The organism is Paracoccus sp. SMMA_5_TC, from assembly GCF_009696685.2.
Taxonomy (GTDB): domain Bacteria; phylum Pseudomonadota; class Alphaproteobacteria; order Rhodobacterales; family Rhodobacteraceae; genus Paracoccus.
The window spans coordinates 156,603-182,558 of sequence record NZ_CP102355.1; the positions used below are offsets into that span (position 1 = coordinate 156,603).

General features: G+C 66.9%; 21 protein-coding genes and 1 tRNA gene. 16 read left to right on the forward strand and 6 right to left on the reverse strand.

The features are described from left to right. The first annotated feature begins 59 nt into the window (after positions 1 to 59). A complete protein-coding gene (locus tag GB880_RS00805) occupies positions 60 to 1,061 on the forward strand; it encodes a polyprenyl synthetase family protein (RefSeq protein WP_154494064.1) in 1,002 nt (333 codons plus the stop codon). A 78-nt stretch (positions 1,062 to 1,139) separates the two neighbouring features. On the opposite strand, the gene GB880_RS00810 is transcribed toward GB880_RS00805, so the two are convergent. Further along, positions 1,140 to 2,558, reverse strand: coding sequence for an ammonium transporter (locus GB880_RS00810; RefSeq protein WP_154494063.1), 1,419 nt, complete (start codon positions 2,556 to 2,558; stop codon positions 1,140 to 1,142). A 253-nt stretch (positions 2,559 to 2,811) separates the two neighbouring features. On the opposite strand from GB880_RS00810, the gene GB880_RS00815 reads away from it, so the two are divergent. Beyond that, a complete protein-coding gene (locus tag GB880_RS00815; RefSeq protein ID WP_263467224.1) occupies positions 2,812 to 5,181 on the forward strand; it encodes a transglycosylase domain-containing protein in 2,370 nt (789 codons plus the stop codon). Between the two features lie 55 nt (positions 5,182 to 5,236). Here GB880_RS00815 and GB880_RS00820 read toward each other — a convergent pair whose 3' ends face one another. Together GB880_RS00820 and GB880_RS00825 are read right to left on the reverse strand one after the other, a co-directional pair. Continuing rightward, positions 5,237 to 5,833, reverse strand: coding sequence for an MlaC/ttg2D family ABC transporter substrate-binding protein (locus GB880_RS00820; RefSeq protein WP_154494592.1), 597 nt, complete (start codon positions 5,831 to 5,833; stop codon positions 5,237 to 5,239). Beyond that, complete coding sequence (locus tag GB880_RS00825; RefSeq protein ID WP_229774504.1) at positions 5,823 to 6,551, reverse strand: MlaA family lipoprotein; 729 nt, start codon at positions 6,549 to 6,551, stop codon at positions 5,823 to 5,825. Before GB880_RS00825 ends, GB880_RS00820 begins: the two co-directional genes overlap by 11 nt. A gap of 154 nt (positions 6,552 to 6,705) precedes the next feature. On the opposite strand from GB880_RS00825, the gene GB880_RS00830 reads away from it, so the two are divergent. The 7 genes from GB880_RS00830 (at position 6,706) to lpdA (ending at position 16,565) form a co-directional block, all read left to right on the forward strand. Beyond that, positions 6,706 to 8,448 (forward strand): type I secretion system permease/ATPase, encoded by a 1,743-nt coding sequence (locus GB880_RS00830; protein WP_154550699.1) that lies wholly within the window; start codon positions 6,706 to 6,708, stop codon positions 8,446 to 8,448. Beyond that, positions 8,445 to 9,818 carry an HlyD family type I secretion periplasmic adaptor subunit gene (locus GB880_RS00835; protein WP_154494400.1) on the forward strand — a complete coding sequence of 458 codons (1,374 nt, stop codon included), beginning with the start codon at positions 8,445 to 8,447 and terminating at the stop codon, positions 9,816 to 9,818. Before GB880_RS00830 ends, GB880_RS00835 begins: the two co-directional genes overlap by 4 nt. A 144-nt stretch (positions 9,819 to 9,962) precedes the next feature. Next, positions 9,963 to 11,447, forward strand: coding sequence for an inorganic phosphate transporter (locus tag GB880_RS00840; protein WP_154494401.1), 1,485 nt, complete (start codon positions 9,963 to 9,965; stop codon positions 11,445 to 11,447). A gap of 133 nt (positions 11,448 to 11,580) precedes the next feature. After that, positions 11,581 to 12,837, forward strand: a complete 1,257-nt coding sequence (locus GB880_RS00845; protein WP_154494402.1) for a 3-methyl-2-oxobutanoate dehydrogenase (2-methylpropanoyl-transferring) subunit alpha — start codon at positions 11,581 to 11,583, stop codon at positions 12,835 to 12,837. Between the two features lies 1 nt (position 12,838). Beyond that, positions 12,839 to 13,855, forward strand: a complete 1,017-nt coding sequence (locus GB880_RS00850; protein ID WP_154494403.1) for an alpha-ketoacid dehydrogenase subunit beta — start codon at positions 12,839 to 12,841, stop codon at positions 13,853 to 13,855. A gap of 1 nt (position 13,856) precedes the next feature. After that, positions 13,857 to 15,173, forward strand: a complete 1,317-nt coding sequence (locus GB880_RS00855) for a dihydrolipoamide acetyltransferase family protein (protein WP_263467225.1) — start codon at positions 13,857 to 13,859, stop codon at positions 15,171 to 15,173. A 3-nt stretch (positions 15,174 to 15,176) separates the two neighbouring features. Continuing rightward, positions 15,177 to 16,565 (forward strand): dihydrolipoyl dehydrogenase, encoded by a 1,389-nt coding sequence (gene lpdA, locus GB880_RS00860; protein ID WP_154494434.1) that lies wholly within the window; start codon positions 15,177 to 15,179, stop codon positions 16,563 to 16,565. 7 nt (positions 16,566 to 16,572) lie between these two features. Here the strand turns inward: lpdA and argF are convergent, their stop codons facing one another. From argF to GB880_RS00875, 3 genes are all read right to left on the reverse strand, one after another. Next, positions 16,573 to 17,499, reverse strand: coding sequence for an ornithine carbamoyltransferase (gene argF, locus GB880_RS00865; RefSeq protein WP_154494433.1), 927 nt, complete (start codon positions 17,497 to 17,499; stop codon positions 16,573 to 16,575). Positions 17,500 to 17,649: 150 nt separating this feature from the next. Continuing rightward, complete coding sequence (locus GB880_RS00870) at positions 17,650 to 18,834, reverse strand: aspartate aminotransferase family protein (protein ID WP_154494432.1); 1,185 nt, start codon at positions 18,832 to 18,834, stop codon at positions 17,650 to 17,652. Between the two features lie 167 nt (positions 18,835 to 19,001). Next, the gene (locus GB880_RS00875; RefSeq protein WP_154494431.1) at positions 19,002 to 19,823 is read right to left on the reverse strand and encodes an ABC transporter permease; all 822 of its coding nucleotides are present in this window, start codon (positions 19,821 to 19,823) and stop codon (positions 19,002 to 19,004) included. Between the two features lie 125 nt (positions 19,824 to 19,948). Here GB880_RS00875 and GB880_RS00880 point away from each other — a divergent pair, with 125 nt between their 5' ends. The 7 genes from GB880_RS00880 (at position 19,949) to lpxK (ending at position 25,948) form a co-directional block, all read left to right on the forward strand. Then, a complete protein-coding gene (locus GB880_RS00880) occupies positions 19,949 to 20,488 on the forward strand; it encodes a GcrA family cell cycle regulator (RefSeq protein ID WP_263467226.1) in 540 nt (179 codons plus the stop codon). Between the two features lies 1 nt (position 20,489). Beyond that, complete coding sequence (locus GB880_RS00885; RefSeq protein WP_154492951.1) at positions 20,490 to 20,921, forward strand: NUDIX hydrolase; 432 nt, start codon at positions 20,490 to 20,492, stop codon at positions 20,919 to 20,921. Positions 20,922 to 20,989: 68 nt separating this feature from the next. Next, on the forward strand, positions 20,990 to 22,708 hold the full coding sequence (gene metG / locus GB880_RS00890) for a methionine--tRNA ligase (RefSeq protein WP_154492949.1): 1,719 nt from the start codon (positions 20,990 to 20,992) through the stop codon (positions 22,706 to 22,708). 296 nt (positions 22,709 to 23,004) lie between these two features. Beyond that, a tRNA-Leu gene (locus GB880_RS00895) sits at positions 23,005 to 23,090 on the forward strand. 381 nt (positions 23,091 to 23,471) lie between these two features. Beyond that, positions 23,472 to 23,717, forward strand: coding sequence for a DUF4170 domain-containing protein (locus tag GB880_RS00900; protein ID WP_154492947.1), 246 nt, complete (start codon positions 23,472 to 23,474; stop codon positions 23,715 to 23,717). A gap of 15 nt (positions 23,718 to 23,732) precedes the next feature. Continuing rightward, the gene (locus GB880_RS00905) at positions 23,733 to 24,962 is read left to right on the forward strand and encodes a 3-deoxy-D-manno-octulosonic acid transferase (RefSeq protein WP_154492945.1); all 1,230 of its coding nucleotides are present in this window, start codon (positions 23,733 to 23,735) and stop codon (positions 24,960 to 24,962) included. Next, positions 24,959 to 25,948, forward strand: a complete 990-nt coding sequence (gene lpxK, locus GB880_RS00910; protein WP_154492943.1) for a tetraacyldisaccharide 4'-kinase — start codon at positions 24,959 to 24,961, stop codon at positions 25,946 to 25,948. The genes GB880_RS00905 and lpxK overlap by 4 nt, the downstream gene beginning before the upstream one ends. Positions 25,949 to 25,956: the final 8 nt, after the last annotated feature.

Genomic DNA, 25,956 nt, shown 5'->3' on the forward strand with positions numbered 1-25,956 from the left:
GCGGCGGTTGCGATTGTGTCCATGACATGGCAATGGCTTGCAGCGAAAGGTGATGGCAGATGGGCATGAACGAAAACGTCTCCAAGCCGCTCGACCGGCTTGCGGCCGAACTGGCCGGCGATATGGACAGGGTCAACGCGCTGATCCGCGATCGCATGGCCAGCCGCCATGCGCCCCGCATCCCCGAGGTCACCGCGCATCTGGTCGAGGCCGGCGGCAAGCGATTGCGGCCGATGCTGGTGCTGGCGGCGGCGCGGCTGTGCGGCTATCGCGGCGACAGCCATGTGCAACTGGCGGCGGCGGTCGAGTTCATCCACACCGCCACGCTGCTGCATGACGATGTGGTGGACGAAAGCCAGCAACGGCGCGGGCGGCCGACAGCCAATCTGTTGTGGGACAATAAATCCAGCGTTCTGGTGGGCGATTATCTGTTCGCGCGCAGTTTCCAGTTGATGGCCGATACCGGCAGCATGCAGGTCATGCGCATCCTGGCCAATGCCAGCGCCACCATTGCCGAGGGCGAGGTGCTGCAGCTGACCGCCGCCCAGGACATTGCAACCACCGAACAGACCTATCTGCAGATCGTGCGCGGCAAGACCGCGGCCCTGTTTTCCGCCGCGACCGAGGCTGGCGCCGTGGTGGCGGGCGCCGATGCCAGCGTGCAGCGGGCGCTGTTCGACTATGGCGATGCGCTGGGGATCGCCTTCCAGATCGTGGACGACCTGCTGGATTACGGCGGCTCGACCCAGGTCATCGGCAAGAATGTCGGCGACGATTTCCGCGAACGCAAGCTGACGCTGCCGGTCATCAAGGCCATCGCCGCCGCCGATACCGACGAGCGCGCCTTCTGGGCCCGCACCATCGGCCAGGGCCAGCAGGACGCGGGCGACCTGGAACGCGCCTTGCAGATCCTGCGGGCGCGCGGCGCCTTGCAGGCGGCGCGCCACGATGCGCTGGATTGGGCAGCACGGGCAAAGGCGGCCCTGACGGCGGCCCCCGACAGCCCGCTGCGCGCGATTCTGGCGGATCTGGCGGATTTCGTCGTCTCGCGCCTGGCCTGATCGGCGGCACAAGTGGCCTGATCGGCGGCGCAAGCAAAAGGCCCGGCACGGCCGGGCCTTCGCGCGGCAGGCATGGGATCAGCTGTTATAGGCGCTTTCGCCGTGCGTGGTGATGTCAAGGCCCTGACGCTCGTCCTGATCGGGCACGCGCAGGCCGATGGTTGCCTTGACGATCATCAGCGCCACGAAGGACACAACCGCCGACCAGATCACCGCAACCACAACGCCCAGCGTCTGCGTAGCCACCTGCCCCGCAATGCTGTAATCAGCTGCGACAGCGCCGGTGGCATAGTCGAATATCCCCGATCCGCCCAGGGATGGCGCCGCAAACACACCGGTCAGGATCGCGCCGATGATGCCGCCGATACCGTGGATGCCGAACACGTCCAGGCTTTCATCGACGCCCAGCCGCGATTTCAGCGAAATCACGAACCACATGCACAGCAGCCCCGCCACCAGACCGATGACAATGGCACCCATGGGCCCGACGAAGCCGGCCGCCGGGGTGATGCCGACCAGACCGGCGATCGCCCCCGACACCCCGCCCAGCAGCGACGGGTGACCACGCATCGCCCATTCGCCAAAGGCCCAGGCCAGCGCCGCCGCCGCCGTCGCCACCGTGGTGTTCAGGATGGCCATGGCGGCGGTTCCGGTGGCCTCCATGTTCGAGCCGGCGTTGAAGCCGAACCAGCCGATCCACAGCAGGCACCCGCCCAGCAGGGTAAAGGGCAGGTTGTGCGGCGCGATCAGTTCCCGCCCATAACCCAGGCGCGGCCCGGCGACGATGGCGGCGACCAGCCCGGCCACGCCGGCGTTGATGTGGATGACGGTGCCGCCGGCGAAATCCAGGTCGCCATGCCCGAACAGATAGCCCGAGGGCGCATCATGGGCCGAAGGCCCGCCCCACCACCACACCATATGCGCCATCGGCACGTATGAGAAAAAGAACCAGATCACCACGAACATCAGCACGGCGGCGAATTTCATCCGCTCGACCGTGGCGCCGACGATCAGCGCCGGGGCGATGCAGGCAAAGGCCATCTGAAAGATGATGAAGGCATATTCGGGCACAAAGACGTTGGCGGTGAAGGTCTCGGCCAGCGAGGCGGTGGTGACGCCCGACAGGAACGCCTTTGACAGGCCGCCGATGAAGGGCGTCAGCGGCCCCGCCTCTTCGGCGGTGGCAGCACCGGTAAAGGCCAGCGAATAACCCACGCACACCCATAGCAGCGCCATGATGCAAAAGATCGTCAGCACCTGCATCAGCACCGACAGCATGTTCTTGGCCCGCACCAGCCCGCCATAGAACAGCGCCAGACCGGGCAGGGTCATCATCATGACCAGCACGGCCGAAATCATCATCCAGGTCGTGTCGCCCTTGTCCACGATGGGAACGGCGGCGGGCGCCGCCTCTTGCGCGCGGGCAGGCAGCGCCGCCCAGGCGCTGGTCAGGGCAAGCGCCGGCATGGCAAAAGTGATGGGACTGGGTCTTGTCATGGCTTCCGCACCTTTTTTCTGCACTGCAGCAGTTGATGTCCCGTTCAGGAAATCCGCCGGAGCCGGCAGCGGACAAGCCTGACCTGCCCTCGCGCGGCGGTCAGGCGACAACTGCCGCATTTTCAGGCAGCGAGGCGGCGGAATGCGGCCAGAGGCGGCAGTTCACCTATTGGTCAACGCGGTTCTCAAGCCCTGCCCTTTCCTGTATGTTGCGCGCAAACGGACCGAGGATCGGTCGGGCAGGATCACAGGCATGAAGAAAACGACCGGCACCGGGCGCGTTGTCGCCGACAAGCGCGATTTTGGCCAAGCCCCTCAGAAACGCCAGAAACAGTCGGGCGGATCGCCGCCCCCGCCGCCGCGCCGCCCGCGTCGGGGCAACATGCTGACCCGGGGAATCAGCGGGCTGGTGTTGCTGGTCTGGCGGGTGTTGTGGGGGTCTTTGTGGCGGCTGGGGCTGACGCTGGCGCTGATCCTGGGCGCGGCGAGCTTCTATTACTATACCACCCTGCCCGAGGCTTCGGCGCTGTTCGACGGTCGGGCGCGTGGATCCGTGACCATGCAGGACAGCGAAGGCCGCGTCTTTGCCTGGCGGGGCGAAACCTTCGGCATGGTCAGCGCCGACAAGATCGCGCCGGTGCTGAAGAATGCCGTGGTCGCGACCGAGGACAAGCGGTTCTACCGTCACATCGGCGTCGATCCCCAGGGTATCGCCAGCGCCATCAAGATCAACCTGTCGCAGGGGCGCGGCGCCTTGCAGGGCAATGGCGGCTCGACCATCACCCAGCAGGTGGCCAAGCTGTTGTGCCTGGGCGAAAGCTTTGACCCGACGCGCTGGAAGTCCGAGGCCGAGTTCGAGGCCGAATGCCGCAAGAGCTCGATCTGGCGCAAGATCAAGGAAGTCCCCTATGCCCTGGCGATGGAGTTCAAATACTCCAAGGAGGACATCCTCAACATCTACATGAACCGGTCCTATCTGGGCGCCGGGGCCCGCGGCTTCGAGGCAGCGGCGCAGCGGTATTTCGACAAGTCCGCATCCCAGGTGAACGCGGCCGAGGCGGCGATGCTGGCGGGGCTGCTCAAGGCGCCCAGCTATTTCGCGCCCACATCGAATTTGCAGCGCGCCCAGGACCGGGCCACCGTCATCCTTGGCCTGATGCACGATCAGGGCTATCTGAACGATCAGGAACTGGCCGAGGCCAAGGCAAGGCCTGCGGTGCTGTCCAAGGCCGCCGCCGCCCGCGCCGGCGGCTATTTCGCCGATTGGGTGATGGAGGCCGGCCCCGGTTTCCTGACCAGCGAGACGACCGAGGACGTAACCATCAAGACCACCTTCGACCAGCGGGTGCAGCGCGCCGCCGAACGCGCCCTGCAACGTATCTTCGATGAAAAGGTGGCCAAGGGCTCGAAGGCGCAGGCCGCGGTGGTGGTGATGTCGCCAGATGGCGCCGTGCGGGCGATGATCGGCGGGCGCGACAATACCGCCACCGGCACTTTCAACCGCGCCACCCAGGCGATGCGGCAGACCGGCTCCAGCTTCAAGCCCTTTGTCTTTGCCGCCGCACTGGACCAGGGCTATGGCCCGAACGATACGGTTCTGGATGCACCGCTGACGATCAATGTGCGCGGCTCGGGCCCCTGGTCGCCGCAGAACTATACCCGCCGCTATCTGGGCGAGGTGACGCTGACCCGCGCCCTGGCGCAATCGCTGAATACCGCCACGATCCGGTTGCAGGAAACGGTGGGCCGCGATGCGGTTCGGCGCGTGGCGCAGGATTTCGGCTTTGCCGCCAACCTGGCCTCGGGGCCGTCGCTGGGGCTGGGGGTGTCGGAATCGACGCTGCTGAACATGACCGCCGCCTATGCCGGCATCCGCAATGGCGGCACCGCCGTCAGCCCCTATGGCCTCGTGGAACTGCGTATCAAGGGCGACGATCAGGCCCTGATCGGTCAGGCAGGCGGCATGGGACAGCGCGTGATCTCGCAAAAGGCGGCGGGCGAATTGATCGGCATGATGCAGCAGGTCATCGAACGCGGCACCGGCACCAGGGCGCGGCTGCCCGGCCGCCCGGCGGCGGGCAAGACCGGCACCACCTCGAGCTATCGCGACGCCTGGTTCATCGGCTTTACCGGCCAGTATGTGACCGGGGTGTGGATGGGCTATGACGACAACACCCCCCTGAAGGGCGTGACCGGCGGCGGGCTGCCGGCCGAGATCTGGCAGGCGGTGATGACCGAGATCCACGACGGCCTGCCGGTCGAACCGCTGGGCAATTTCGTATTCGACGCCGAAAGCGCGGTTCCGCAAGTGGTCAGTTCCGGCGAGGAAGGCGGCGCCGACCCGCTGGCCGCGGCGCTGTCGCAGGCCCTGGGTCAGGGCGGCACCGCCCCGGCGCCCACCACCCCCGATGCCCAGGGCGCGGTCGATCCCCTGCCAGGTGCCGTTCCGCCGGCCGAGGCCGCGGGCACGATCGCGGCCGATACCGCCGCCGGCGGGCCGCCGCGCTTTCCGGCCGAGACGATCGGCACCGGCCCCGAGGCCGAGATGCCCCCCGCCGACCTGCCGGCCGACGATCCGCTGCTGCAGGCCCTGCGCGGGATCGAGGGGGTCTATCAGGAATGACAAAAGGGCCGGTCCTCGGGACCGGCCCTTTCCTTTCTGGCGCCGCTTTTTCTTTCTAGCCCGCGCGGGTCAGATCGGCGGTCAACGCCGACAGATCGCCCTTGCGCCGTGCCAGCATCGCACCGATCTCGGCCCGCTCTGACGCCAGCATGTTCACGCCTTCGATGATGATGTTGAAATAGCGGCTGCGTCCGGATTTGTCCGACACATGCCATTCGACTTCCATCGGGCTGCGGCCCTTGAGATAGGCGATCGAGGTGACGGCAAAGAAGGACTTGACCGGCCGAGCGTCCTTGACCTCGATCTTCGAGCCGATGAACTCGCGAAAGCGCTTGCCGTATTTGCGACCGATATAGCCCTGGAACGCCTGGCGATAGGCGGCGAATTGCGCCGGATCGGCCCCGCGCGCCGCCGGACCCAGCGCGGACCGGGCGATGATGTCCACATCGGCATAGCGGGCAAAGATCGCCTCGAAAGCCTTGAACATCTGTTCCGGCGGCTGGCCCGAGTTGATGACGGCATAGACCTCGTCCAGCGACCGCTGTATCAGTGCCCGCGCCTCGCCCGTGTCCAGCGCCCATGCAGGCACGGCTGCCAAGGCAAGCCCGCATCCGAACAGGCCCAGGAACCCCCTGCGGGTGTCATTCGGCATAAGGGTCAATGTCCTCTCCTTTCTGGCCAAGCTCGTGGCGGCGATGCTGCAGCCAGATCAGCCGCGTCTGCGCATAACTATCGGCACTTTCATGCAGGATGGAATCGACGGAATCGCCAAAGCGTGCCCGCTCACCGGCTTTTGAGGCCAGCCGCGCGCCCATGCCGATCAGATACTGGTCGCGATTGAGCCATTGCCGCACCGGATCGATGGCCAGATCGATCACCCGGCCGGTGGCATCGCGCAGGGTCGAGGGCCCGATCAGCGGCAGTTCGAGATAGGGCCCCTCGCCCACGCCCCAGGTGGCAAGGGTCTGGCCGAAATCGGTGTCCTCCTCGGGCAGGGCGAAATCCTTGCCGGCCGGATCCAGCAGGCCGCCGAAGCCCAGGGTGGTGTTGACCAGAAAGCGGAAGGTGGTGCGCACCGCAGGGGCGGGCTTGCCCTGCAACAGGTGGTTCACGGCCTTGCCCGGCAGGGCCAGGTTGCCACCGACGTTGCCCGCAGCGGTCAGCGCGGCGCGGCCAAGGCCCCCATCGTCGTCACCCGACGACACCGCGCCGCCAAGCGGGCGGACCACATGCGCGTCCAGGCCGCGATTGAAGGCGTGGACGCGGCGGTTCATCGGTTCCAGCGGATCGTTGATGGCGGCGCCGTCCTGCGACCCGGCACAGGCCGCCAGCGCCATCAGACCGGACAGGGCAAGGATGCGGAAAAGCAAGCTTCTGATAACCTTTCGCGGCTATAGAGGAATCAGGTGATCGATTCGGGACGGCCGCCCCGACAGCAGGCAGACTGTTTCGCGGTCGCGAATTGGGATATGCGCAGTCTGACGCCCGGACAAGGGCCCAGCGCGCCAACAGGAAGGAACCGGCATGGCCTTGCCGCCCCCGCGCCACGATGGCCGACGCGAATTGCGCGACGCGCGCGGCAGGACGTGGCAGCTTTACGCCTTTGTCGGGCTGTTTTCCTTTGCCGTGAACATGCTGATGCTGACCGGGCCGCTGTTCATGATGCAGGTCTATGACCGGGTTCTGGCCAGCCGCTCGGTCGAGACGCTGACGGCGCTGTTCCTGCTGGTCATCTTTCTGTTCGTGATGATGGGCGTGCTGGATCTGGCGCGCAGCCGGGTGATGTCGCGCGTTGCGGCACGCTTTCAGGAGCGGATGGAGGGACGGGTTTTCACCGCCGCGTTGCAGGATGGCGACGCCATCGGGTCGGACCTGGTGGTGCGCGGCGGGATGCGCGACCTCGAGGCGGTGCAGCGCCTGATCGGCTCTCCGGTATTGATGGCGCTGTTCGACCTGCCATGGGCACCGTTCTTTCTGGCTGCGGTGTTTCTGTTCCATCCGGTGCTGGGGGCGGTGGCGACCGCAGGGCTGCTGGTTCTGGTCGGCTCGACACTGCTCAACCAATGGGTCAGCAAGGACGCGCTGCAACAGGCCGCTGTGGCGACCCAGACCGCCGAGCGCATGTCGGACCTTTACCGCGACGAAGGCGAGGTGATCGGTGCCCTGGGAATGCGCGCCGCGGCGTTTCGCCGTTGGCAGCAGGCACGCGATGCGGCAACCCTGGCAATGATGCGCGGCGCCGACCGCGCCAGCGCCTTCACGGTGTTTTCGCGCAGTTTCAGGCTGTTCCTGCAAAGCGCGCTGCTGGCGGCCGGCGCCTGGCTGGTCTTGCGCCAGGAACTGACGCCCGGGGCGATGATCGCATCATCGATTCTGATGGGGCGGGCATTGGCCCCGATCGAGCAGGTGGTCTCGGGCTGGTCCATGGTCCAGCGCGCCCAGGATGGCTGGCGCCGACTGGCGGAACTGTTGTCGCGGCGGCCGCCCGTGGCGCCGCGCACGCCCCTGCCCCGTCCCGCCGCCCGGCTCGAGGTGCGCAACCTGACCGTCGTGCCGCCCGGCCAGGGCACGGCGACCCTGCGCGGGATCAGCTTCGATCTGACGCCCGGGCAGGCAATGGGTGTGATCGGGCCATCGGGCGCGGGAAAAAGCACGCTGGCGCGGGCGCTGATCGCGGCCTGGCCCATTGCCGGCGGCTCGATCCGGCTGGATGGCGCGACGCTCGACCAATACGACCCTGACGTGCTGGGCGCGCTGATCGGCTATCTGCCGCAGCAGGTGACGCTGTTCGACGGCACCATCGCGGAAAACATCGCCCGGCTGGCGCCGCATCCCGATGCCGAACGGGTTGTGGCCGCAGCGACCGCCGCCGCCGCCCATCGCATGATCCTGGACCTGCCCCAGGGCTATGACACCCGCGTCAGCCATGGCGGCGGGCGCCTTTCCGGCGGGCAGATTCAACGCATCGGTCTGGCGCGCGCGCTTTATAACGATCCGGTTCTGCTTGTGCTGGACGAGCCGAACTCGAACCTGGACAACGATGGTTCCACGGCACTGAACCAGGCGATCCGCAGCATCAAGGCTCGCGGTGGTGCGGTCATCATCATGGCGCATCGCCCCGCGGCCATCACGGAATGCGACCTGCTTCTGGTGATGGATCAGGGCATGCGCCGGGCCTTCGGCCCTCGGGACGAGGTGCTCAGGTCGATGGTGCGCAATGCCGAACAGATCAACCGCGCCCAAGGTCATGGTGGAGGTGTGACATGAACGCCGACCTTCGACCCACGCGTCCCGGCAGCCCTCGCCCCCTGCCAGCGCCCCAGGATGCGGCCGCGCAATCGGCCAGGCCGGAATGGTCTGCGCGCGGGGCGGTAACGCTGGGCCTTGTGGCGATCGCCTTGCTGTTCGGCGGCTTCGGCATCTGGGCGTGGGGGGCGCGGATTGCCGGCGCGGTCGTTGCCCCTGGTCAGGTCGAGGTCGAACAGCGCCGTCAGGTTGTCCAGCACCCCGATGGTGGGGTGGTCGATCAGATCCTGGTCCGGGAAGGCGAGGCCGTGAGTGCGGGCCAACCGCTGATCCGGCTGGACGGCACATTGCTGCGCACCGAACTTGCGATCGTCGAAGGGCAGTATTTCGAGCTTCTGGCGCGCCGCGGCCGGCTCGAGGCGGAGCGCGCCGAGGCCTCAAGCATCCGCTTTCCCGACGAACTGGTGACAACGGCGGCAAAGCAGCCGCAGGTGCGCGCGCTGATGAACGGACAGGAAAGCCTGTTCAATGCGCGGCGCGAGACGCTGCAACAGGCGCTTGGCCAGTTGCGCAAGCAGTCCGAACAGGTCGAGGCGCAGATCGGCGGGATCGATGCCCAGCGCCAGGCATTGCAACAGCAGCGCAGCTTCATCGCCCAGGAACTGACCGATCAGCGTTCGCTGCTGGACAAGGGCCTGGCCCAGGCGCCACGTGTTCTGGCGCTGCAACGCGAGGCGGCACGCCTGGACGGGCTTTTGGGCGAAACCACGGCCCTGCGGGCCCGCGCGGTAACCCAGCGCGCCGAAATCGACCTGTCGCTGCTGGAAAAGACCGCGACCTATCGCGAGGCTGCCGAAACCGAATTGCGAGATATCGGTTATCGGGAACTTGAACTGGCCGAACGCCGCCGGGCGCTGATCGAACAGATCTCGCGTCTGGATATTCGCGCCCCTGTGTCGGGCATTGTCCAGGAATTGCAGGTCACGACGCCCCGCGCGGTTTTGCGCGCGGCAGACCCGATCATGTTCGTCATCCCCCAGGATCGCCCCCTGGTGGTGGCCGCGCATATCGCGCCGATAAACATCGACGAAGTGCATCCAGGTCAGCAGGTGGTGCTGCGCTTTGCCTCGTTCTCGGCGCGCACCACCCCGGAAATCGACGGTGTGCTCAGCCGGGTGTCGCCCGACACATTGGTCGATCAGGCCACGCGCATCCCCTATTACCGGGCCGAGGTTACGATACCTCCCGAACAGGTCGCCAAGCTGAAGGGGCTGGAACTGATCCCGGGCATGCCGGTCGAAGTTTATGTTCAGACCGGCGAGCGCAGCCCTATGGCCTATCTGCTGAAACCGCTCAGCGACTATTTCGCCCGTGCCTTCCGCGAGAACTGAGATCTTCGGTCTTGCCGGCAAAGCGCCCTTGCCACAGCGATTCAGGCAGCGATCGCGACGGGATTCGGCTTTGCAAGGCTGCGTCGGATATTGAAACGCGGGCGATTCCCCCCTAGCAGCGTTGCGCAAAGCAGTAGGCGGAACATGTCAGACAAGGATCTAGAAGCCCGGCATCTCGAAACGCTGGACCGCGACCTGGGCCGGTTTTCGAACCTTGAAATGGCGGCAGCCTATATTTCGCGCCCGCTGGTCGCGCCGGGCATCGCACTGGTCTTTGTCATCATGGCCGGCCTGGCCTCGGGCATGCTGCTGGGGCAAGGCAACGATTCGATGATCGTGGTCAGCGCGGCGGTGTTTGGGGCCTATATGGCGTTGAACATCGGCGCCAACGATGTGGCCAACAACATGGGGCCTGCGGTCGGTGCAAATGCGCTAAGCATGGGGGGCGCCATTGCGATTGCCGCGATCTTCGAAAGCGCGGGCGCGCTGATCGCGGGTGCGGATGTGGTCTCGACCGTGTCGAAAGGCATTGTTGCGCCCGAAACCCTGCAATCGCCTGCAACTTTCGTCTGGGCGATGATGGCGGCGCTGCTGGCATCGGCGCTTTGGGTCAATCTGGCGACCTGGATCGGGGCGCCGGTGTCGACAACACATGCGGTCGTCGGCGGGGTGCTGGGCGCGGGCATTGCCGCCGCAGGCCTTGGCGCCGTCAACTGGGAGCAGATGACGGCGATCGCTGCAAGCTGGGTGGTGTCGCCGGTCATGGGCGGGATCGTTGCCGCCGCCTTCCTGTGGTTCATCAAGAGCCGGATCATCTATCGCGACGACAAGATCGCCGCGGCGCGGCTTTGGGTGCCGGTGCTGGTGGGGATCATGGCGGGCGCCTTTGCCGCCTATCTGGTGCTCAAGGGGTTGAAGCAGCTGATCGACGTTTCGCTGGCCAGCGCGCTGCTGATCGGGCTGGGCATCGGCATTGTCACCTGGTTGGTGATGATCCCGATCACCCGCCGCCAGTCCCAGGGCCTGGAAAACCGTAACAAGTCCTTGAAGGTTCTTTTCGGCATCCCGCTGGTGGTGTCGGCCGCGCTGCTGAGCTTTGCCCATGGCGCCAATGACGTGGCCAATGCGGTCGGTCCGCTGGCCGCGATCGTGCAGGCGACGCAGACCGGCGACTTCAACGGCGCGGTTGCCATTCCGCTGTGGGTGATGCTGATCGGGGCTTTCGGCATTTCCTTCGGCCTGTGCCTGTTCGGGCCCAAGCTGATCCGCATGGTCGGCAGTCAGATCACCAAGCTGAACCCGATGCGGGCCTATTGCGTGGCATTGTCCGCGGCGCTGACGGTGATCCTGGCCAGCGCCCTTGGGCTGCCGGTCAGTTCCACCCATATCGCGGTGGGCGCGGTCTTTGGCGTCGGCTTCTTTCGCGAATGGGATGCCGAGCGGCGCCTGGTCCAGGCGCGCATGTCCCTGCCCGAGGAAAATCGGCTTTCGCCAGAAGAACGGCGCCGACGCAAACTGGTGCGCCGGTCGCATGTGCTGACCATTGCAGCCGCCTGGGTGATCACCGTTCCCGCCGCGGCGCTGTTGTCGGGGCTGATCTTCGTGCTGCTTAACCACATTCCCAACTAGCCAGGCACAGCCGGATCGAACGCTGGCGGGATTGCGTGTTTTTCGCTACTCTGGGCGCAGGACGGCGTTCCGGATGGCGGCCGTGTCGCTGCGGCCAGGCACTGGGGCCCCGCAACCGGTCAAAGGAGACGCCATGGATGATGTCCCTCCCCCAGCCGATTTGCCGCCGTTGAGCCTGACGGTGCCCGAACCCGAGGTCCGGCCGGGCGATCAGCCGGATTTTTCGCATGTGACCATTCCGCCCGCCGGCAGCGTCCGACGCCCCCCTGTCGATGCCGACCCCGAGGAGATCCGCGATCTGGCCTTTACCATCATCCGCGTCCTGAACCGCGAGGGCGAGGCCGTCGGCCCCTGGGCCGAGGGGCTGGCGCTGGATGCCGACGCCCTGCTGGAGGGGCTGCGCCACATGATGACCCTGCGCATCTATGACGCGCGGATGCTGAACGCGCAGCGCCAGCAAAAGACCAGCTTCTACATGCAGCACCTGGGCGAGGAAGCGATTTCCTGCGCCTTTCAACGCGCCCTGGCGCCGGGGGACATGAACTTTCCGACCTATCGCCAGGCGGGGCTGCTGATCGCGGCCGGCTATCCGCTAAGCTCGATGATGAACCAGGTGATGTCCAACGCCGAGGATCCGATGCGCGGCCGGCAGCTGCCGGTCTGCTATTCCTCGCGCGAACATGGCTTCTTCACCATCTCGGGCAATCTGGCGACGCAATATATCCAGGCGGTGGGCTGGGCGATGGCCTCGGCGATTTCGGGGGACCGCAAGATCGCGGCGGCCTGGATCGGCGACGGCTCGACAGCCGAAAGCGATTTTCACGCCGCGCTGGTCTTTGCCTCGACCTACAAGGCGCCAGTGGTGCTGAACGTGGTCAACAACCAATGGGCCATTTCCACCTTTCAGGGGATCGCGCGCGGGGGGTCGGGCACGTTCGCCGCGCGCGGCCTGGGCTTTGGCATCCCGTCGCTGCGGGTGGACGGCAACGACTATCTGGCGGTGCTGGCGGTGGCGCGCTGGGCGACGGAACGCGCCCGGCGCAACCTGGGCCCCACCATGATCGAATATGTCACCTATCGCGCCGGCGGCCATTCGACCTCGGACGACCCTTCGGCCTATCGCCCGGCCGAGGAAAGCGCCGCCTGGCCCCTGGGCGACCCGGTCTTGCGCCTGCGCAATCACCTGATCCGCCTGGGCGCCTGGAGCGAGGCCCGCCACGCCCAGGCCGAGGCGCAGATCCTGGCCGAAATCAGTGCGCTGCAAAAACAGGCCGAGGCCATCGGCACGCTTCACCACGGCCAGCACCCCAGCCCGGCCGAGATGTTCACCGATGTCTATGCCGAAATGCCGCCGCATCTGCTGAAACAACGTCACGAGGCAGGGTTCTGACATGGCCCGCATGACCATGATCGAGGCGATCCGCGACGCGCTGGACGTGGCGATGGGCGCCGACCCGCGAGTCGTCGTCTTTGGCGAGGATGTCGGCTATTTCGGTGGCGTCTTTCGCTGCACCGCCGGTTTGCAGGCGAAATACGGCAAGACTCGCTGTTTCGACACGCCGATCAACGAATCGGGCATCGTCGGGGCCGGCATCGGCATGGCCGCCTATGGCCTGCGCCCGGTCGTGGAAATCCAGTTCGCCGATTACGTTTATCCCGCCTATGACCAGATCGTGTCCGAGGCGGCGCGCCTGCGCTATCGCTCGGCCGGGCAGTTCAGCTGTCCGATGGTGGTGCGCATGCCGACCGGCGGCGGCATATTCGGCGGTCAGACCCACAGCCAGTCGCCCGAGGCCCTGTTCACCCATGTCACCGGGTTGAAAACCGTCGTGCCCTCGAACCCGCAGGACGCCAAGGGGCTTTTGCTTGCCGCGATCGAGGATCCCGACCCGGTGATCTTTCTGGAACCGAAGCGGCTTTACAACGGCCCCTTCGACGGCCACCATGACCGGCCGGTCACCGCCTGGAAAACCCACGATCTCGGCGAGGTGCCCGAGGGGCATTATACCGTCCCGCTGGGCAAGGCGGTGGTGCGGCGCAGCGGCCAGGCGGCGACGGTGCTGACCTATGGCACGATGGTGCATGTGGCGCTGACCGCCGCCGCCGAATCCGGGGTCGACGCCGAGGTGATCGACCTGCGCACGCTGCTTCCGCTGGATCTGGACACGATCACCGCCTCGGTCTGCCGCACCGGGCGCTGCCTGATCCTGCACGAGGCGACGCTGACCTCGGGCTACGGGGCGGAACTGGCCGCGCTGGTGCAGGCGGAATGTTTCTGGCACCTCGAGGCGCCGATCCGCCGCGTCGCCGGCTGGGACACCCCCTATCCGCATACCCACGAATGGAGCTATTTCCCCGGCCCCGCGCGCGTGGCCGAGGCGCTGCGTCAACTGGTCGAGGTGGCCTGACATGGGGATATACGCGATCCGGATGCCCGATATCGGCGAAGGCATTGCCGAGGCCGAGATTTCCGAATGGCTCGTCGCGCCCGGCGATGTCCTGCGCGAGGATGATCCGATGGTGACGGTGATGACCGACAAGGCGACGGTGGAAATCCCCAGCCCGGTGACCGGCACGGTGATCTGGCAGGCCGGCGGGCCCGGCGATGTCATCGCCGTCGGCGCCGAGCTGATCCGGCTGGAGGTGGACGGCGCCGGCAATGTCGCGGCCGCAGCCCCTGCGGCCGGTGTCGAACCCCCGCCCCCCGCATCGCAGGCTGCCGCATCGCCGGCGGAAACCCCGCATCCCAGGCCGCAGCCGGCCCCGGGGCCGCCGCCGCATCCCGATCAGCGCCCCGAGCCGCGTCCCGAGCCGCCGCGGCCGGCACCCGGCGCGCCCGCCCCTCTGCCGCCGCTGCGGGCCGAGGGCGAGCGCCCGATCGCCGCGCCCTCGGTCCGGGCACGGGCACGGGCCGCCGGGGTCGATCTGCGGCTGGTGCGCGGCAGCGGCCCGGCCGGCCGCATCAGCCACAGCGATCTGGACAGCTTCATCGCCTCGGGCGGGCTGCCACCCTTGGCCGGGCCCCGCCCCGACACCACGGTTCAGGACATCCGGGTGATCGGCCTGCGCCGCCGCATCGCCGAACGGATGCAGGCGGCCAATCAGGTGCCGCAGATCACCATTGTCGAGGAGGTGGACGCCACCGCGCTGGAATCCCTGCGCCTGCACATGAACGCAAACGGCAAGGGCGAACGGCTGACGCTGCTGCCCTTCATCGCCCGGGCGCTGGTGCGCGCCCTGCGCGATCATCCGGCGCTGAACGCGCATTACGATGCCGAAGCCGGCCTGATCCAGCGCCATGGCGCCGTGCATCTGGGCATTGCCGCGCAGACACCCGGCGGGCTGATGGTGCCGGTGGTGCGCCATGCCGAAACCCTGGACCTGCGCGCCACCGCCGCCGAAATCGCCCGCGTCAGCGCCGCGGCCAAGGACGGCAGCGCCAAACGCGACGAACTGGCCGGATCGACCATCACCATCACCTCGCTTGGGCCGCTGGGCGCCATCGCCACCACGCCCATCCTGAACATCCCCGAGGTCGCCATCATCGGCGTCAACCGGCTGGCGGTGCGCCCGTTCTGGAACGGCGCCAGCTTCGAGCCGCGCAAGATGATGAACCTGTCGTGCAGTTTCGATCACCGGGTGATCGACGGCTGGGACGCGGCGGTGTTCGTCGCCCGCCTGCGCGAATTGCTGGAAACCCCGGCGCTGATCTTCGTGGAGGGCTGAGCGATGCGCGAGATCCAATGCAGGCTGCTGATCGTGGGCGCCGGCCCGGGCGGTTATGTCTGCGCCATCCGCGCCGGACAGCTTGGGCTGGATACGGTCATCGTCGATGCCGAACCGCCCGGCGGCACCTGCCTGAACGTCGGCTGCATCCCGTCAAAGGCGCTGATCCACGCCGCCGACGAGTTTCACCGCCTGTCCCGACTGGCGGCCAGCCCGGCCATGGGCATCAGCGTTCAGCCGCCGCGCATCGACCTGACATCCACCGTGGCCTGGAAGGACGCCATCGTCGAGCGGCTGACCGGCGGGGTCGCGGCGCTGCTGCGCAAGGCGCGGGTGCGGCTGGTCACCGGCACCGCCAGCATCCGCGACGGCAAGACCGTTCAGGTCGAAACACCCGAAGGCCCGGTCCGCATCCGGGCCGAGGCGCTGGTGCTGGCCACCGGCTCGGAACCCGTCGAACTGCCGGCCCTGCCCTTTGGCGGACCGGTAATCTCGTCGACCCAGGCACTGGCGCTGACCGAGGTGCCGGAACGGCTGGCCGTGGTCGGCGGGGGCTATATCGGGCTGGAACTGGGCACCGCCTTTGCCAAGCTGGGCAGCCAGGTCACCGTGGTCGAGGCCGCGCCCCGCATCCTGCCGCAATATGACGCCGAACTGACCCGGCCGGTGGCGCAACGCCTGCAACAGCTGGGCATCCGCCTGTTGACCGGGGCGCGGGCGGGCGGGTTGTCGGACAGCGGCGCATTGCGGGTGGCCGGCGCCGACGGGGCCGAGGAAATTTCCGCCGACCGGGTTTTGGTCACCGTCGGCCGCCGGCCGCGCGCCACTGGCGCGGGTATCGACGGGCTGCGGCTGGACATGGCCGGCCCCTTCATCCGCATCGACGACCGCTGCCGCAGCTCGATGTCAGGGGTCTATGCCATCGGCGATGTCACCGGCGAACCGATGCTGGCCCATCGCGCCATGGCCCAGGGCGAGATGGTCGCCGAAATCGTCGCCGGTGGCCGCCAGCTCTGGGACCGGCGGGCAATTCCCGCAGTATGCTTTACCGATCCCGAAATTGTCAGCGTCGGTCTGTCGCCCGAGGAAGCCGCCGCTGGGCCGCAGCCCACGACCAGCGCGTATTTTCCCTTTGCAGCCAATGGCCGGGCGATGACCGCCGATGACGATGCGGGCTTTGTCCGCGTGACCGCCCGCGCCGATACCCACGAGATTCTGGGCATCCAGGCCGTGGGCGCGGGGGTTGCGGAAATGTCGGCGGGCTTTGCCCTGGCGATCGAGATGGGCGCGCGGCTTGAGGACATTGCCGGCACGATCCACGCCCACCCCACCCGGGCCGAGGCCCTGCACGAGGCCTGTCTGCGCGCGCTGGGCCACGCGCTGCACATCTGAAGGGCGGCTAGACGCCCAGACACCAGCGCATGATCGCCTTTTGCGCGTGCAGCCGGTTTTCGGCCTCGTCAAAGATCACCGAATTCGGGCCGTCCATGACGGCGCTGGTCGCCTCGTCATCGCGATGGGCGGGCAGGCAATGCATGAACAGCGCCTCGGGCTTGGCATGCGACATCAGCCGTTCGTTCACCTGATAGCCCCGCAGCTGGTTGTGGCGGCGTTCGCGGGCCGATTGCGGGTCGTGCATCGATACCCAGGTGTCCGTCACCACCAGATCTGCCCCCTCGACCGCCTTGAGAGGATCGCGTTCGATCTGCACGGTCACGCCCTGCGCGCGCGCAAAATCGATCGCCTCGCGCTCGGGGTCCAGCGTCGGCGGGCCGGTAAAGGTGAAGTCATAGCCGAACTGCCCGGCGGCATGGATCATCGAGGCACAGACATTGTTGCCGTCGCCCGACCAGACCACCTTGCGTCCGGCGATGGGGCCGCGATGTTCCTCGAATGTCATGACATCGGCCATGATCTGGCAGGGATGGGTGCGGTTGGTCAGCCCGTTGATCACCGGCACGCTGGCGTATTCCGCCATTTCCAGCAGCGTCGCCTCCTCGAAGGTGCGAATCATGATCAGATCGACATAGCGCGACAGCACCCGCGCGGTATCGGCGATGGTTTCGCCATGGCCCAGCTGCATTTCCTTGCCCGACAGCACCATGGTCTGCCCACCCATCTGCCGCACGCCCAGATCGAAGCTGACGCGCGTGCGGGTGGATGGTTTTTCAAAGATCAGCGCCACCATGCGGTTCTGCAAGGGGGTGTCGCTGTCGGGCGTGCCCTTGGGCAGGCCGCGGCGCGCCTCCTTCATCCGGCGCGCGGATTCGATCATCGCGCGCAGGTCGGCCTTTTCTGTGGTATGGATGTCAAGGAAGCTGTTCATATGATGCCGTCTTTCCGATTTATCTGGCCAGCAAGCCGCGTGGCCGGTCGAAGGTCAAGTGTCCAGCCGCAATCGCGGCAGGGCAGCCTTCATCGGTGACGGGTCAGGGCTTGCACAAGTATTGCCGGCCGCCGGGCGACGGGGGCGCGCCTAGGCATCGCCCTGACCGTCCAGCCGCGCCGCCGCCCGGTCCAGCCGGCGAACGGCTTCGGCGATTTCGTCATCGCTGATGGTCAGCGGCGGCAGCAGCCGCAGGGTATTGTCGGCGGCAGCAACCGTCAGCACCTGTTCGGCATAGCCGGCCTTGACCACATCGCCGGGCGGCAGCCTGCATTTCAGCCCCAGCATCAGGCCCTGGCCGCGCACCGCCTCGAACACCTCGGGATGGGCGGCGACCAGGCCTTCCAGCTTCTGGCGCAGCAACCCGGCCTTGCGGCCCACTTCGGCCAGAAACTCGGGCCGGGCGATGATCTCGACCACCTTGGCGCCGACCGCGCAGCCCAGCGGATTGCCGCCATAGGTCGAGCCATGCGTGCCCGCCACCATGCCCGCAGCGGCGGCCTCGGTCGCCAGCACCGCGCCCAGCGGAAAGCCGCCGCCGATGCCCTTGGCCACCATCATGATGTCGGGGGTAATGCCCGCGTATTCATGCGCGAACAGCTTGCCGGTCCGACCCATGCCCGATTGCACCTCGTCCAGCACCAGAAGCGCGCCGGTCTGGTCGCACAGCTGCCGGATCAGACGCAGGTCGTCGTCGGGCAGCGGCCGGATGCCGCCTTCGCCCTGCACCGGCTCCAGCATGACCGCCGCCGTGCGGTCCGTGATCGCGGCCCGCAGCGCCGCCATGTCGCCCCAAGGCAACTGCCGGAACCCGGGCATCAGGGGACCGAATCCCTTCACCATCTTTTCCGAACCTGCGGCGGCGATGGCGCCGGTGGAGCGGCCGTGAAAGGCCCCCTCGAAGGTCAGGATCTCGATGCGGTCGGGATCGCCGTGATGGTCCCAGTATTTGCGCACCATCTTGATCGCCAGTTCGGCGGCCTCGGTGCCGGAATTGGTGATGAAGGCGGTATCGGCAAAGGTGTGTTCGACCAGCATGTCGGCCAGCCGTTCCTGCTGGGGGATCTGATACAGGTTCGACACATGCCAGATCCTGCCGGCCTGTTCGGTCAGCGTGGCCACCAGATCGGGGTTGGCATGGCCCAGCGCATTGACCGCGATGCCGGCGCCCAGGTCCAGATAGCGGGTGCCGTCCGTGGCGATGGCCCAGCTGCCTTCGCCCCGTTCAAAGGCGATGGGCGCGCGGTTATAGGTCGGCAGGACGTGCGAAATCATGGGGATGTCCTCTCTGGGAACAGCCGCAAGCGCGGCGGCGGCAACGATGTCGGCAAGGCAGGCGGGATCGGACGTCGAAGGATCAACGTCGGGGACGGGCGAAATGGGCGGTCCGAACGATCATGGCCATCGCATAGCGCAGCCGCCGCGACCGCGCAACGGGGATTTCAGGGCTTCATGCGATAGCCGCGCGCCAACCAGCGCCAGGCGGTGAACAGCACCGCCGCCACCGTGAGGCTGCAGATCGCCAGCCCGCGCAGCGCCGGCGCGTCCGAAACCCCGGCAATGCCGTAGCGCGCGCCGTCGATCAGATAGAAGATCGGGTTCCAGTGCGCGAGCGTGCGGAAGGGTTCGGGCAGGGCCTGGACCGAATAGAACGTGCCCGACAGGAACGACAGCGGCGTGACGATGAAATTGGTGATCGCCGCCATCTGGTCGAATTTCTGCGCCACGATGCCGCCCAGAAGCCCCAGCCCGCCCATCAGCAGCGCGCCCAGCACGATAAAGCCCAGCGCCCAGAGCGGGTGCGCGATCCCCTGCCCCAGCACCAACGCCATGCCGGTTGCAATGGCGGTGGCCACGATCAGCGCCCGCACCAGCCCGCCCACCAGATAGCCGGTCAGGATCTCGCCCGCCGACAGCGGCGGCATCAGCGTGTCGACGATATTGCCCTGCATCTTGGCCGAGATGATGCTTGACGAGGTGTTGGCGAAGGCGTTCTGGATCACCGTCATCATCAGGATCCCCGGGCCCAGAAAGGCAAGGTATGGCAGGCCCATCACCTCACCCCGGTTCTGGCCCAATGCCAGGGCAAATACGATCACGAACAGCGCCGAAGTCATCAGCGGCGCAAAGATCGTCTGCTGCCAGACGTTCATGAAACGCATGATCTCGCGCCGGCACAGCGTATATAGACCCAGCCAGTTCACGCGCCCGAAACGGCGCACCCCCATCTGGCGGAATCCGGGACGGTTCGACATCGACGGCATCGGCGCTCCTTGAATTTGCGGTCTCGGGCGGGTAAATCTGACTATCCCCGGTTCTAGGGCCGGGTCTTGCGGAATTGAAGCCATGAACACGAAGGCACCGGACCGCCGGTGCAGGAAAGGCAAGCATGTCCTGGACCGATGAACGCGTCGAGACGCTGAAACGCATGTGGGCCGAGGGCCAGTCCGCCAGCCAGATCGCCAAGGAACTGGGCGGCGTGACGCGCAACGCGGTGATCGGCAAGGTGCACCGGCTGGGCCTGTCCAACCGCAACGAGGATGCGCCCGAAGAGGTCGCGCCCGCGCCCGAGGCCCCTGCCAAGGCCGCACCGGCCGACGCGCCGCAACCCGCCGCGCCGGCGGCCCCGGCCGCACCCGCCTTCAATCGCCGCAGCATCGTGCCGGCGGGCCAGCCCTTGCCGCCGCAACCTTCGGCCAACGAAATCAGCCCCGAAGCGCTGGCCTCGGTGCGCGAGGTTGAAAAGCGCGCGCGCAAGCTGACGCTGATGGAACTGACCGAGCGCACCTGCAAATGGCCGATCGGCGATCCGGCGACCGACAAGTTCTGGTTCTGCGGCCTGCCTTCGATGCCCGGCAAGCCTTATTGCGAAGCCCATGTCGGGGTCGCCTTCCAGCCGATGAGCTCCCGCCGCGACCGCCGGCGCTAGCATGAATGGCTTCCCCCGGCTGGCTGCCCTGGCCGTCACCCTGCAGGATGATCGCGTCCTGCTGGTGCGACGGCGCAATCCGCCCGACGCCGGACTGTGGGGCTTTCCCGGCGGCCATGTCGAGCCTGGCGAAACCGCGTTGCAGGCCGCTGCGCGGGAATTGTTCGAGGAAACCGGCGTAACTGCCCGGCCTGTTTCGTATATCGACAATATCGACGTCATCGAGCGCGACGCGCAGGGCAATTTGCGCTTTCATTTCCTGCTGGCCGCGGTGCGCTGCCTGTATCAGGCTGGCCAGCCCGCCGCCTCGGACGATGCGATCGAGGCGGCCTGGGTGCCCTTGGCCGCGGTGGCCCGCGGTGAATTGCCGCTAAGCGCCCGGGTTGCCGAACTTTGCGCCCGGCTGATACCGGGCCGCGGCACGCAGAACTGAACCCTCGAGGCGCTGGCGTTTGTCGCAGGACAAGGCTAAACAGCGCCCGCACTTGGACAGGATCCCACATGGCCCGGCATCTCATCACCTCGGCGATCCCCTATATCAACGGGATCAAGCATCTTGGCAATCTGGTCGGCTCGCAGTTGCCGGCCGATCTTTATGCGCGTTACCTGCGCCAGCGCGGGCACGAGGTCATGTTCATCTGCGCCACCGACGAACACGGCACCCCGGCCGAACTGGCCGCGAAAAAGGCGGGCAAGCCGGTCGCGGTCTATTGCGCGGAAATGCACGCCACCCAGGCCGAAATCGCCCGCAACTTCGGCCTGTCCTTCGACCATTTCGGCCGTTCCTCCAGCGCGCGCAACCATGCGCTGACCCAGCACTTCGCCGGCAAGCTGGACGAAAACGGCTGGATCGCCGAGGTCGAGGAAAAGCAGATCTATTCAATCGACGACGGTCGCTTCCTGCCCGATCGCTATATCGAAGGCACCTGCCCCAACTGCGGCTATGACAAGGCCCGCGGCGATCAGTGCGAAAACTGCACCAAGCAGCTGGACCCCACCGACCTGATCGCGCCGCGCTCGGCGATTTCGGGTTCGACCAATCTCGAGGTGCGGGCGACCAAGCATCTGTATCTGCGCCAGCGTGCGATGAAGGATCAGATCGCGGCCTGGATCGACAGCAAGACCGACTGGCCGATCCTGACCACATCCATTGCCAAGAAATGGCTCAATGATGGCGACGGCTTGCAGGACCGCGGCATTACCCGCGATCTCGATTGGGGTATTCCGGTCAGAAAGGGCGACCAGCCCTGGCCGGGGATGGAGGGCAAGGTTTTCTATGTCTGGTTCGACGCCCCGATCGAGTATATCGCCGGCACCGCCGAGGGCACCGACGCCAGGGGCCTGCCCGACAGCGCATGGCGGCGCTGGTGGCGGCTGGACGAGGGCGCCGGGGACGTGACCTATACCCAGTTCATGGGCAAGGATAACGTGCCTTTCCACACGCTGTCTTTCCCGGCGACCATCATCGGCTCGGGCGAACCCTGGAAGCTGGTCGATTACATCAAATCCTTCAACTATCTGACCTATGATGGCGGCCAGTTCTCGACCAGTCAGGGGCGCGGCGTGTTCATGGATCAGGCGCTGTCGATCCTGCCGGCCGATTACTGGCGTTGGTGGCTGCTGTCCCACGCCCCGGAATCGGGCGACAGCGAATTCACCTGGGACAATTTCCAGCAGTCGGTGAACAAGGATCTGGCGGATGTGCTGGGCAATTTCGTCAGCCGCATCACCAAGTTCTGCCGCAGCAAGTTCGGCGAGACCATCCCCGAGGGCGGCACCGAGGGTCCCGAGGAAGCGGCGCTGATCACGGCGCTGGAAGCCCGCATCCGCGCCTATGAAGGTTTCATGGACCATATCGAGGTGCGCAAGTCTGCCGCAGAACTGCGGGCGATCTGGGTGCTTGGCAACGAATATCTTCAGGCGGCGGCGCCTTGGTCGACCTTCAAGACCGATCCGCAGAAAGCGGCGATGCAGGTGCGGCTGGGGCTGAACCTGATCCGGCTCTATGCGGTGCTGTCAGCGCCCTTCATCCCCTTTGCCGCACAAAAGATGCTCGAGGCGATGCAGACCACGGACGACAGCTGGCCCACCGACTTGCGGGCCGCGCTGACGGCCCTGCCCCCGGGTCATGCATTCAGCGTGCCTGACGTGCTGTTTGCCAAGATCAGCGACGAAAGCCGCGACGAATGGCAGGAACGCTTCAAGGGGATCCGCGCCTGACATCGCCCGGACAATGCCCGTGCTTGCTCCGGGCATTGCCGCTAGAGACGATGCAAGGCCGGTGACTTCCGCAACGCGGGCAGTGCCGTCGGCATCCGACCGGGGGCAGTCACTGTTGCATGACGGCAACGGTCTCCGACCTGCTTTCGGCCGAACAGCCGGCGTCTGCGCCTGGCAGCTTACCGGGCGACCGCAGGGATCGACCCGACCCATGGTCCTGGCGACAGCCAGAGCCCCCGCCGCTGATTCCATGGCTCTTGCCAATCGCGAAGGGCCCGGATAGCCAATTCGCAGGCGCGGGCGTGGCGGAATGGTAGACGCATGGGACTTAAACTCCCTGGGGCGCAAGCCTGTGCGGGTTCAAGTCCCGCCGCCCGCACCATTACCATGCCACCGGAACGCTTGCAGTTGACCTTACGTAAGCCTTGGGAAGCGCAGATTTATTTTGGCAGTTTTGTCTGAATTGACGACAGAAATGCCAGATTGCCGAGCAAATGAAAACGCAGGTGGTCACCTGAATGAGCCACCCGCGATCGCGTAAAAGAGAGCAAGAGAGGGCGCACCGGTTCACCCTCTCTTGCAACCCGAAAGACCCTCACCACCACGCTTGGGACAATCGGGGTAGATCCCTCTGTCAGCAACTTCTACTTAACTTGCATTACGATTCGTCGCAAATGTCAACCGCGCCCGATTTTAAACAAACCCTTGGTTCCCCCGCGCGGCTGGGCTAGTTTCCCGGCGAAGTCTTGGACAGGAGTCATGAATGGCGCAACGTCTTCACTTGGTTTTCGGCGGTGAACTGGTCGATCCGACCCGCACCGAATTCAAGGACACCAACGCCATCCATATTGTCGGCATATTTCCCAATTACGCCGAGGCCCATGCCGCCTGGAAGGCCGAGGCGCAGCGGACCGTGGACAGCGCCCACACCCGCTATTTCATCGCCCATCTGCATCGGCTGCGCGACGAGGAACGCGAAGTCAGCCCCACCGAGGAATTGGGCGCATAGGCCCTCGGCGCGATCATGGCCCTTTTGCAGGCCCCTGCGAAGCTGGCGCTGTGGTTGCATCTGCGCCGCCGCGCCGCGGTCCCCGTGCCCGGACATGCGGTCGCGGCCCCGCCGGGGGAAGGCCCGCTGATCCTGCTGCATCTGGCCGAGCAGCCCGACGATCCGCCCCCGGTGGCCGCCCTGGTCCGGGCGCTGCTGCACAGGCGGCCGAATCTGCGGCTGATCTTTACCGGCGCGCCGCCCCCGGCCGAGGCCTTGCCATCGGGCTTGCGTGCCAGCATCGCGGCCTGTCCGCAGGATCCCGCGGGTGCCCGCCAGATGATTGACGCCACAAGGCCGCGGGCGCTGCTGGTTCTGGGCGATCAGATGCCGCCCGCGCTGATATCGGCGATGACCGATGAGGGCTTGCCGGTGATCCTGGCCGAGGCGCGGCTGACCCGACAGCAGCGGCGCGGGCCCTGGCGCGGCGCCATAGATCGCGGCCTGATGCGACGCATCGACCGTGTGCTGGCCCCCGATCTGACCGCCGCCGCGGCCGCACGCCACATGGGCGCCGATCCGGCAAAGGTGGAATTGATCGGCCCGGTGACCGAGACCCGCCCACCCTTGCCCGTTAACGAGGCAGAGCGCCGGGCGCTGGCCCAGATTCTGGCCGGACGGCACATCTGGCTGGCCGCCGCGCCCACCCTGCCCGAGGCGCGCGCGGTGCTGGCGGCGCATCAGGCGACCTTGCAGCACAACCATCGCGCCCTGCTGATTCTGGCCGGCCTGCCCCCGCAGACCATCCCCGCGATCCAGGCCGAGGTTCAGGCGCTGGGTCTGGCTGCCGTGCTGCGATCGGAAGACGACGATCCTTCCGCCGACGACCATGTGCTGATCGCCGAAGATAGTTACGAAATGGGGCTGTGGTATCGCCTGGCGCCGGTCTGCTTCATGGGCGGCACCCTGCTGCCGGGGGAAGCGCTGCCCCCCCGACATCCGTTCGAGCCCGCAGCGCTGGGTTCGGCCATCATCCACGGTCCGCTGACCGACGCGCATGGCGCCGAATGGGGGCAGCTCGACGGCGCATCGGCCGCGCGGCTGGTTCTGGACAGCAATGGGCTGGCGCGGGCGGCAGCCGATCTGTCAGCCCCCGATCAGGCCGCACTGCTGGCAGGAAACGCCTGGTCGGTCTGCACGGGCGGCGCCGCAGTGTTGCGACGCATCGCCGATACCGTTCTGCAAATGGCAGAGGTCCAGGCATGAACCGGCAGGCCCCCGATTTCTGGTTCCGCCCGCCCGGTTTCAAGGCGCGCGCACTGGCGCCGCTGGGCGCGCTTTATGCCGCCGCCACGGCGCGCCGGCTGGCGCGCGGGGCACGCCAGCGAATGGAGGTGCCGGTCATCTGCATCGGCAACCTCAATGCCGGCGGCACCGGCAAGACACCTACAGCCATCATGCTGGCGCAGCTGCTGCTGGCGCGCGGCGTGGCGGTGCAGATCGTGTCGCGCGGCTATGGCGGCAGCGAAGCCGGACCCATCAAGGTTGATGAAAGACGGCACATCGCCGCCCAGGTCGGGGACGAGCCCTTGCTGATGGCCGCCTTTGCCCCGGTCTGGGTCGCCGATGATCGGCTGGCCGGCGCGCGGGCGGCAGTCGCCGCAGGGGCGCAGGCGATCCTGCTGGACGACGGCTTTCAGGATCCGGCGCTGGCGCATGATCTGTCGCTGGTGGTGGTGGATGCGGCGCGCGGCTTCGGCAACGGGCTGTGCCTGCCGGCGGGCCCCCTGCGCGAGCCTGTCGCCACCGGGCTGGCGCGGGCCGACCTGTTGCTGAGCATCGGCGACACACCTGCCCAGGCGCGTTTTGTCACCGAATGGGGCGCGGGGCTGACCTTGCCGCATCTGCGCGGGCAGCTGGCGCCCCTGGAAACCGGCATGGACTGGCAGGGCTTGCGCGTCATGGCCTTTGCGGGCATCGGCCACCCCGAGAAATTCTTTGCCACCCTGCGCGGTCTGGGGGCCGAGGTGCTGCGCGCCGAGGCGCTGGAGGATCACCAGCCCTTCACCCCGCAGCTGCTGACCCGGCTGGAAACCGAGGCGCGGTTGCTGGGCGCGCAGCTAGTGACCACGGAAAAGGACGCCGCGCGCCTGCCGCGCAACTTCCGCCCGAAGGTGCTTGCGCTGCCGGTGCGGCTGGTGCTGGATGACCCGGCGCCGCTGCTGGAACGGCTGGCGGCGCTGGGTCTTTAGCGGAAAGG